General features: G+C 66.2%; 8 protein-coding genes and 1 pseudogene. 2 read left to right on the top strand and 7 right to left on the bottom strand.

Translation table 11 applies throughout. The features are described from left to right. Together Q7A36_RS36530 and Q7A36_RS36525 are read right to left on the bottom strand one after the other, a co-directional pair. On the bottom strand, positions 1-514 hold a 514-nt coding region (locus tag Q7A36_RS36530; protein WP_456306841.1), incomplete at its 3' end, for a hypothetical protein. Between the two features lie 3 nt (positions 515-517). Further along, a complete protein-coding gene (locus Q7A36_RS36525; protein WP_305108719.1) occupies positions 518-1918 on the bottom strand; it encodes a selenium-binding protein SBP56-related protein in 1401 nt (466 codons plus the stop codon). A gap of 102 nt (positions 1919-2020) precedes the next feature. Between Q7A36_RS36525 and Q7A36_RS36520 the strand changes: the two are divergent. Further along, positions 2021-2632, top strand: a pseudogene (locus Q7A36_RS36520) (DDE-type integrase/transposase/recombinase); the annotation flags it as partial. On the opposite strand, the gene Q7A36_RS36515 reads toward Q7A36_RS36520, so the two are convergent. The 5 genes from Q7A36_RS36515 to Q7A36_RS36495 all read right to left on the bottom strand — a co-directional run bounded on the left by Q7A36_RS36515 (position 2629) and on the right by Q7A36_RS36495 (position 8248). Beyond that, on the bottom strand, positions 2629-4254 hold the full coding sequence (locus Q7A36_RS36515; RefSeq protein WP_305108718.1) for a Na+/H+ antiporter: 1626 nt from the start codon (positions 4252-4254) through the stop codon (positions 2629-2631). The pseudogene Q7A36_RS36520 and the gene Q7A36_RS36515 overlap by 4 nt on opposite strands. Before the next feature lie 284 nt (positions 4255-4538). Next, on the bottom strand, positions 4539-5282 hold the full coding sequence (locus tag Q7A36_RS36510) for a DNA polymerase ligase N-terminal domain-containing protein (protein ID WP_305108717.1): 744 nt from the start codon (positions 5280-5282) through the stop codon (positions 4539-4541). A gap of 95 nt (positions 5283-5377) precedes the next feature. Continuing rightward, on the bottom strand, positions 5378-6475 hold the full coding sequence (locus tag Q7A36_RS36505) for a tripartite tricarboxylate transporter substrate binding protein (RefSeq protein WP_305108716.1): 1098 nt from the start codon (positions 6473-6475) through the stop codon (positions 5378-5380). A gap of 151 nt (positions 6476-6626) precedes the next feature. Then, on the bottom strand, positions 6627-7238 hold the full coding sequence (locus tag Q7A36_RS36500; RefSeq protein WP_305108715.1) for a KilA-N domain-containing protein: 612 nt from the start codon (positions 7236-7238) through the stop codon (positions 6627-6629). A 182-nt stretch (positions 7239-7420) separates the two neighbouring features. Further along, a complete protein-coding gene (locus Q7A36_RS36495) occupies positions 7421-8248 on the bottom strand; it encodes an IS66 family transposase (RefSeq protein ID WP_305108714.1) in 828 nt (275 codons plus the stop codon). Between the two features lie 104 nt (positions 8249-8352). Here Q7A36_RS36495 and Q7A36_RS36490 point away from each other — a divergent pair, with 104 nt between their 5' ends. After that, on the top strand, positions 8353-8733 hold the full coding sequence (locus Q7A36_RS36490) for a hypothetical protein (protein WP_305108720.1): 381 nt from the start codon (positions 8353-8355) through the stop codon (positions 8731-8733). The last annotated feature ends 67 nt before the right edge of the window (positions 8734-8800 follow it).

Raw genomic sequence — 8800 nt, 5'->3', positions numbered from 1 at the left:
CGCCGGCATGAACGACGGAAACGAGCAGCGCCATCGTCAGGTTTGTACTTATCAGTGCTCCTGCTGCTGGGTGACCTAGGTCCATATCGGACGACCGGCAGAGACCGAGATAGATCGGCACGAGCATGAGGCTGGCACCATGCGCGATAGCAATGGCGAAGGACCACAAGCCGAGCTGAGTTGGTCGGATCCGGGCCAGCAGCCGTGGATGCCGTCGCCAAATAAGCCGAAAGATGCCGAAGCTGACGACGAGGACGCTCGCGCCAATCTGAATCTCTCTCTGCCATGCGAGCAGCAGAGCCAGCACGGCAAAGGGTACCACGACTACGAGCATTGCCAGAAAATGCCCGACCGTCAGATAGCCAAGCGCCGCAAGAAAGGCTCGAGAACTTCGCTCCATCACCGCGGCTGATACCGCGAGCGGCCAGCCCATCGCCGGATTGATCCCATGGTAGAGACCGCTCGCCACGACAGCCATCCAGAGACTGAACGGTGTCCAGTCGGCGTTGCTCAAGGCTTACACTGACGGGTAGCAGAACGAGTCGGTCGAACAGTCGCCCCCTTCGAGCCGGATCTGATGCGCTCGGTATCCCTCGGGGAAGGGAACCCAGTAATCGTTGGCTAGCTCGAGACCACCGCCCGGCGCAGCTCTGGCCATGACCTGTGCCGCAGGCATCGCTGCCGGGTAGAACTGATCATCCCACGTGGAGTAGAGCGAGTTGGTCCAGTAGACGCGCTTTCCGTCGCGGCTGATCTCGACCATCTGTGGGCCGCCCGCGTAGGCCTTGCCGTTGGGGTGGGGCGTGCACCGCGCGATGCCGCCAATGTGGACCGATCCGGCAAGCTTTGGCTTTCGAGGGTCTGAGACGTCGTACTGCCGCATCTCACCCGTTCCCCAGCAGGAGACGTAGAGGAACTTGTCGTCGATGGAGAGATCGATGTCAGTGACCAGCGGCGGCACGGCCCCAAAGCCCTGCAGCAGCGGCGGAAGTTGCTCCTTTGGCGCGGGCTCGGCAGGAATGGTCGCTGTCTTCTCGATGTGGAACCGGCCGCCCTCGCGCCACCACGTCCAGATCGAGCCTTCCAGGTTGGTCGTATCGACGACAACGCCAACGAAGCCGTACTCCTTTATGGGATCGTGTGCAGGACGCACCTCAAGCGCCATTTGATGGTTCGCTCCGAGGTCGATCGTCTGCACGTTCCGGCGGCCACGCAAATTCCAAAAGTGGAGGCGGTGCCCGTATTTGTTGGACAGGAGGTCTGTAGGGACGATGCCATTCTCGAACTGAGGCGGCAGTGCCCACTCGCTCGATACCATGTAGTCGCGCGGCAGGTTCCACCAGAAATCGTAGTGCAGTGTCTGCGGTCCACGATCGATCTCCCAGCGACCGAGGATCTCAAAGGTCTCGCAATCCATGATGAAGATGCCTGGTGGACCGTCGGTGCCATCCTTGCCGCCACCACCAAGCGTACTGATATAAATCCCCTCGGGACCGCAGTGGACTGTGTGAGGCCGCGAATACCCGGTCTTCTTGAAGACCTCCTCAGGCTCGATGATCTTGTGGATCCTTGCCTTTGTCGGATGAGGCTTCGTGTCCACGATGTAAATGCGCGAAGAGCGCAGGCCTGGGATGATGAGGTAGCGCCGCTTTAAGAAGGCATGCCCAGTCAGGGGCGACAGCGACGACGAGCAGGCGTTCCAGCCGAAGTGGTGGAACTCATCCCCATTGTTTGGCATCGACACCGTGTGAACCACTTGGCTGAAAGTGGAAGACCCTGGTCTCACGTCGATGACGGCGAGCGCGTCAGGCTTCGAACAATCCGGGCACAGCAATAGCGTGTAAGCGAAGTCCTCCACCGGCGCTTCCATCGCGAGTTTTGGGGATGCATAGAAGGTTGGATCGGGCCGCATCGTCATCGCAGAGCCTCCCGGTTCGTGCTGCGCGGTTTCGCGCCCCTGACCTGGTCAGCTTGTCCCTGCTACGAACAAAAGACCATCAAAATGTCACGGCCTAATCTCCCGATCGGCTTCATCGACATCGCCGAGGTCAGGACCGAGCAGGGCAAGCTCCGTCTCTTCGTGGCCATCGACCGCACCTCGAGGTTCGCCTTCGTCCAACTGCACGAACGGGCCACCACGCGGGTCGCGGGCGACTTCCTCCGAGCTCTCCTGCAAGCCGTGCCCTACCGAGTGGACACCGTGCTCACCGACAACGGGATCCACTTCACCACCCCCGGCGACATCGCGTCAGCCGCACCGCTCATCCGCGAAGCCATGGATCGTGGTGAGCTGTTCCGGGCTCACTCCTTTGAGCTCGCCTGCGCGCAGAACCACATTGAGCATCGCCTGACCAAGCCTCATCACCCGTGGACGAACGGGCAGGTCGAAAGGATGAACAGGACGCTGAAGGGTTCGAGGCGCTGCCTCGGACCCGTCCGGCGCTATCACTACGCCAGCCATGACGAGCTCCGCAGCCACCTCGCTCTGTTCCTCGACGCCTACAACTACGCCAGGTGGCTCAAGACGCTGAAGGGCCTCACCCCCTACGAGTTCATCTGCCGACCATGGGCCGCCGAGCCCCACAGGTTCACCGCAATCCCGCACCACCAAATGCCGGGACCAAACATCTAGCTACCAGGATCGCCACCGTCGGCAGGGCCCGCGCTCGCAAGCGCGTGGCGGACGCGAGCTTCTTCAAGGTCGATCTCGCGCTCGATGCGACGGCGGGCCTCGTCGGTAAGGCGGTTCTCCTCATAGGCATGCCCAATTACCTGGCGTTCGATTTCGATAAGCTGGAGTTGGAGAGCGCTCCCGGCTGCAACTGGATCATCGGCGACCGCCTCGTCTGCAGTGACGGCAAGATGGTGCTGGCGGTCGTTGTATTGACGGCGCAGCGCGTCCACAACCGAAGCCAGCGCTCCTGCCGCCTCGACCCGATTCAGCGTGGCAAGCGCAGCGTCGATACCTTCCAGGCGCACCGCCCGTTCGTCGTGCTTGTTTGCAGCCGCCTCGGCCGCGCCGGTGCGCGAGAGGCCGAGCCATCGGATCACGAGTGGCATCAATGCCCCGAGACCTGCAAGCGTGATCACGATGAGGATGAATGTTGCGAACAATACGGTGTCACGTTGTGGGAACGGCTCACCATTCAGCGCTGATGGGATCGAGAGCGCAGCAGCGAGACTTACCACACCGCGTAGCCCGGTGAACCCAACAAGAAAAGGCAAACGCCAATCGGGGTATGGGTCGCGCAGTCTCACGGCCGGAATGAGGCGGGGCAGGTAGGTCGCCGGGAACACCCAGGCGAAGCGTACGACGATCACTGTCGCACTGATCACCAAACCAACTGCGAGCGCGTGGGCCAATCCGTTGCTGGCCAGCGCGCCGATCACGATGCGAGCCTGCAATCCGGTCAGCAAGAACACCAGCGCCTCGACCACCCAGGTTACGAGATCCCAGACGAAGAAGCCCTGCAAGCGTGTGGCGGAACGGATCAACCTGCGCCCGTTCCAGGATACCCAGAGGCCGGCTGCCACACAGGCGACCACACCGGACCCGCCGAGGCCATGCGGCGGCCAAAAGGCGATGAACGGAGTGGCGAGTGCCAGCAACACCTCGGCGCGCGGGTCAAAGGCAAGGTGGCGCAACCGTAGCATCGTCCAACCGACTATGATCCCATAGGCGATCTCACCCGCGACGATGGCCATGAAGCGGAGTGCGGCATCAGTGAGCGAGAAGTCGCCGGTGGACATCGCCCCGAGCGAGAAGCTGAACAGCACGAGCGCAGTCGCGTCATTCACGAGGCTCTCGCCTTCAAGCACCGTGATCAGCCGTCTCGGCAGCCCGAGCCTGCGCGCAATCGCCATGGGTGCGACCGCATCGGGTGGTGCGACGATCGCGCCGAGCACGAAGCCAACTGCCCATGGCATAGCGAAGAGGTAGTGAACGGCCGCGGCAACGCCGCTGGCGGTGAACAGCACGCAGCCGACCGCCAACAACAGGATTGGCCGCAGATTGGAATGGAAGCCGCGCCAGCTCATGCCGACGCCAGAGGCGTAGAGCAGTGGCGGAAGTGTCACAAGTAAAACAAACTCGGGATCAAGCGCGACGGCCGGCAGCCCCGGAAGGAAGGAGGCGACAATACCTGCCCCTAGCATGAGGATCGGCGTGGCCGCGTGCAGCCGCTGGGCAGCGACGCTCAGACCTGCGATCGACAACGCGAGCAGCAGAATCATGGACAGGGTGGGGTACAGCATGACGGCCGACCCTGCCTGAGCAAGACTTGGATCGGAAAGGGTGCAGTGCGATCTCGTAAGAGGGCGGCTCTATCCGCCCCTCCGGAACCTGTTGACCCGCTGCCCTAATTTGCACCCTGCTGCCGGCAAGTCGCTGCGATCGCCCGATGTCCGCACCCGCCCTTCTGTCCGCCGCCGAGGTTGCCCGCGCTTGCCGGCTATGCCCGCCAGGCGCTGGGCAGGCCACGCTCGCCGCCTATTCCACAGACTGGGCGGCCTTCGAAGCTTGGGGCAGGGCACGGGCATCACCGCGCTGCCAGCGACGCCGGTGACCATTGTGGCCTTTCTGGCCGTGCTCGCCGGCACCCATGCTGGCAGTACGCTGCGCCGCCGCCTCCCCTCCTTCGGCTATGCTCACCGCACGGCCGGCCATCCCTGTGCTTGCCCGCGGCGATCCGCTCCATGGTGCGGCCGGAGGCGACAGACGTCAGGGCCTCCTCGACCCGCCGCCCTCCCTCGCCGGGCCGCGCCTCGACATCCCGGCGTTTGATCAGCAGCCACTGCGGCTGGCGCTGCTTCGGGTGCGGCTTCATGCGCACCAGGTCCCAGCCGCCGCGCAGCCGTTGGCCGTGCAGCACGAACTTCAGGTTGCCCGCGGCCAGCGCGGCGGCCGCATCCTCCACCTCGGGTGCGGGTTCCCAGGTGCCCTCGTCCCAGAGCAGGACCGTGCCGGCGCCGTAGCCGGCGTCGATCGTGCCCTCGAAGCTGCGATACTCCAGCGGGTGGTCCTCCACCTCGACGGCGAGGTGCTTGTCGGCGGGATCGAGCGAAGGGCCGCGCGTCACCGCCCAGGACTTCAGCACCCCGTCCACCTCGAGCCGCAGGTCGAAGTGCAGCCGGGTCGCCGCGTGCTTCTGGACGACGAACCGCAGGGCTGGCGAGCGCGGGCCGCGCCGCGCTGGGTGTTGGACTGCCGTCCCGGGCGGTTCGGCGGTGCGGGCGAAGTCGCGCCTGGCGCGGTACCGGCTGAGCGGATCCTGTTTAGGCATGGTTGCGCAACAACGCGCTGGCTTGGCCCGGGTTGTTCGCTGGATGGCGGCCGCCCTCGAAAATCGCGCGAACGGCGTGAAGAACCTTGTCGCGTTCACTCCATGCGTGCTCCGGACACCTCCACCAGCCGGCGCATGCGTGCGACCTCTTGCGGCCATTCGGCGGCGTAGGCCGCGGGTGTCTCGGATAGGGTGATGTCGCCGCCCTCCCGCGTCAGCACCTCGCGCAGGGCGGCGTCGTCCGTGACGATACGATTCACCGCCCGATGGATCCGCGCGACGAGTGCTGGGGGCATGCCGGCCGGCCCGACAAGCGACGACCCGCTGACGATCACCGGTCCGTCCGGGACCGCCTGCCTCAAGGTCGGTACCTCCGGCAGTGCGGGTATGCGCCGCGCCGCCGTCGAGAGCAGCACCCGCACGGCGCCCTGCAGCATGCGAGGCATGACGATTTTGCTGATGGCGAAAGCGAAGTCCACTTCGCCTGTCTCCGCGGCCAAGGTCGCCTGGTTAGCGCCGCGATAGGGTACATGCGTGCCCTCGACGCCGATGGCCTTCAACATGGCCGCAGCCGCCATGTGCGCGGGCGTGCCAACACCGCCCGACCCGTAGCGAAGCGCACCCGCCGGTGCACCGCGTGCGGCGGCGAATAGTGCCCGATAGTCCTGCCAAGGCGCCGCGATCCGCACGGCCAGCAAGGCCGGATGCTCCACGATGGTAGCGATAGGCGTGAAGTCGCAGAGCACGTCGTAGCCAGGATCGCACCCCATCACGGCATGGATGATCGCCGTGCTGCCGCCCCAGAGCAGGGTCGATCCGTCCGGTGCCGCGCGGGCCACTGTTTGCGCGGCAATCAGCCCGCCCGCGCCGGCACGGTTGTCGACAACGATGCCGGCGCCGAGCAACTCCGCGAGCCTCGCGGAGATGAGCCTCGCCAAGGTGTCGGACGAAGCACCGGCGGCGAAGGGTACGACGAGGCGGATGCTGCGCGGCAGATCCTGTCCGAGCGCGGGAGAGGCCGGCGGCAGGGTGAGGCCCAGCAGCAGGTGCCGGCGGCGCATGGCGTTGCTCCCCTGTATCCCTCGTGTCGTCTGGTCAGGATAGCATGACGCCAAGCTGGTCGGACCGGGCTCGCCTGCCATGAACCCCAGCATCGAGAACGCGTCGATGAGCAACGTGGTCGTCGTCACCATGGACGCGCAGTGAGCCGAGGCAACCCGCGTCCCGGCGACCACCGACGGCACCAGGACAAGGCCCGGGGCTTGAAACGCGAAAAGCCCCATGACCTCGGCGTGAGGTCATGGGGCTCTTGCTTTGCCCTCCGCTGGGGAGGGCTGGGGTGGGCTATCGCGTCTCGCTGTCAGGCGCTGCTCGCTCGCGGCGCCGGTGCTCGAGCACCGCGGCCTGGAAGGCGCGGAACTCGGGTACCCGGGTGAAGCGGACGAGGTAGCTGCCGCAGGTCAGCTCGGCATGACACGCCGCGCAGATCAACCAGCCATGCTCCGGCCGGTTCAGGCCGCGGTGGAAGAAGTGGTCGAAGGCGGCGCCGGATGCGGGTTGGCCAGCCTCGGTGAGAACGGGCTCGCGCAGGCAGCAGGGGCACTGGCCGCCGAAGGGCTCGGCCGCCACCACCCTGGTCAGGATGGACCGGGTCAGGGGCGTGAACTCCAGCCGGTTGCCGAGCATGATCTCCTGGGCCGAGAGGACCAGGAACATCAGGTCCGCCACATGCCGGTCGAGGATGTCGAGCCGGCCATGCACCTTGCGGAAGTGCTCGGCGAGGTGCGGCAGCAGCGGATCGCCATCCGCCGCAGGCAGGCCGGCGTGCCACGTCAGGGCGTCGCGGACGACCGTGTTGCACCAGAGGTGGAACTCCGGCGAGAGATACCGGGCGTAGGCCAGCGCGAGCTGCCAGTGCGCCCAGGTGGCGCCGTAGCGGCCCCGGGTGGTGGCCACGAAGCCATCCGGGTCGAGGTCGATAATGTCATCCTGGATGATATTTGGCTCGACCGACCCGTCGGGCCCGGCCCAGTGCGCCTGGCCCGACTTGGACACCGCCTTTCGGAAAGCTGTTTCGGGTCAGCAGCTTACAGGGCCGCGGCCGTACCCGGGGCAGATTCGCGGGCACGGCTGGTTGGTCAGGCTGAGGCAGCGGCCTGACGGATGAGATCGGGTAGCGGCGGGACGGGCATGGCGCCCGGGACGCGCAGGCGGTCGCCGAGGTAGCGGTAGAACGAGAGGCCGAGCTTGCGGCAGGTCTTCATCAGGCCGAGCAGCACGTCGCGGGCGGTGCGGCCATCCTCGCTCATGGTGCCGCCGGAGACTTTGCGCTTGGTGACGCAGGCGCGGATGTCGTTTTCGGAGCCATTGGTGTGTAGTGGGATCTCTGGCCGCTGCAGCACCCGCAGCAGTTCGGCCTTGCGCCGGTGCAGGCGGGCCAGCAGGCGATCGAGCACGACAGTGCCGGTGCGGCGGGTGAAGATCCGGTCGAACCGGGCCCTGAGCGCGGCGGCCCGCCGGGGACAGGGCTCGCGTTGCCAGGCCTTCAGGTCGGCATAGAGCCACCAGATCAGGGTTCGCGTCAGCTCGATGGCCCGGCGCTGCTGGTCATTCGCCGGCACCAGCTTGTGCACCAGCCGCTCCGCATGGACCCAACAGAGCGCGTGTTCGCCGAGGCGGAACTGGCCGGCATCGTCGGAGACGATCACCGTCCCCTGCAGCAGCCCATGCGCCTGGATGGTGCCCCAGAGCGCCCCTTCGGTGGCGATCCGCACCGGCTCGGGGGTGACCGCCAGCCGGTCGATGCCGAGAGAGGCGAGGTGCGCCTTCCAGGCGGCCTCGTCGGCAAAGACCTTGGCCGGATGCGCTGCCAGTTGCTCGACCACCGGTCCGGCCAGCGCGCGGCTGCGCATGTACTCCAGCGCCGCCGCGTTGATGGTGTACTCGCCGTGGCCGGCCCGGAGCACCGACAGGAAGGTTTTGTCAGGCTTCGCGCCAGTGGGCTCGTTTGGCCGGCCAGGGTCGGGCTGATAGGCTCCGGTTCTGGGCTTGATGGGGACGGAGGGTGGGGATGGACTGTGTGGCCTGCGGCTCGAGCGAGGTGACCGAGCGGCCGGAGCGCACTGCCCAGGGCTATCGCCGGTTCCGCTGCCGGACCTGCAGTAAGCAGTACAATGAGCGCTCCGGCACCGTGCTGAACCATGCCCAGTACCCTTCGGACGTGATCGCGCTCGTGGTGCTGTGGCGGCTGCGCTACCGGCTGACCCTGCGCGACCTGGCCGAGATGTTCCTCATCCGCGGCATCGTCTTCAGCTATGAGGCCGTCCGCGAGTGGGAGGCGAAGCTCGCGCCGCTGCTCGCCGACGAACTGCGCCGGCGCCGTCGTGGAAAGGGTGGTGCACGCAGCCGCCGTTGGCATGTGGATGAGATGGGGTATCCCGGCCTGGGATGACCGTCTGCTGTTGGTGAGGGACGTGAGATAGCCCAGGCTGGGAGAGCGGACGTTGGCTCGTCCGCTC

Origin of the sequence: Paracraurococcus lichenis, assembly GCF_030657435.1 — a bacterium.
Taxonomy (GTDB): domain Bacteria; phylum Pseudomonadota; class Alphaproteobacteria; order Acetobacterales; family Acetobacteraceae; genus Paracraurococcus; species Paracraurococcus lichenis.
The sequence above is the reverse complement of the archived record's forward strand: the minus strand, read 5'-3'. Positions and strand labels throughout refer to the sequence as shown.

Excerpts from the sequence above, each read along its gene's own strand:
- Q7A36_RS36525 (WP_305108719.1), bottom strand. The coding sequence starts at position 1,918 with ATGACGATGCGGCCCGATCCAACCTTCTATGCATCCCCAAAACTCGCG.
- Q7A36_RS36515 (WP_305108718.1), bottom strand. The coding sequence starts at position 4,254 with ATGCTGTACCCCACCCTGTCCATGATTCTGCTGCTCGCGTTGTCGATC.
- Q7A36_RS36510 (WP_305108717.1), bottom strand. The coding sequence starts at position 5,282 with ATGCCTAAACAGGATCCGCTCAGCCGGTACCGCGCCAGGCGCGACTTC.
- Q7A36_RS36505 (WP_305108716.1), bottom strand. The coding sequence starts at position 6,475 with ATGGTGACGACGACCACGTTGCTCATCGACGCGTTCTCGATGCTGGGG.
- Q7A36_RS36490 (WP_305108720.1), top strand. The coding sequence starts at position 8,353 with ATGGACTGTGTGGCCTGCGGCTCGAGCGAGGTGACCGAGCGGCCGGAG.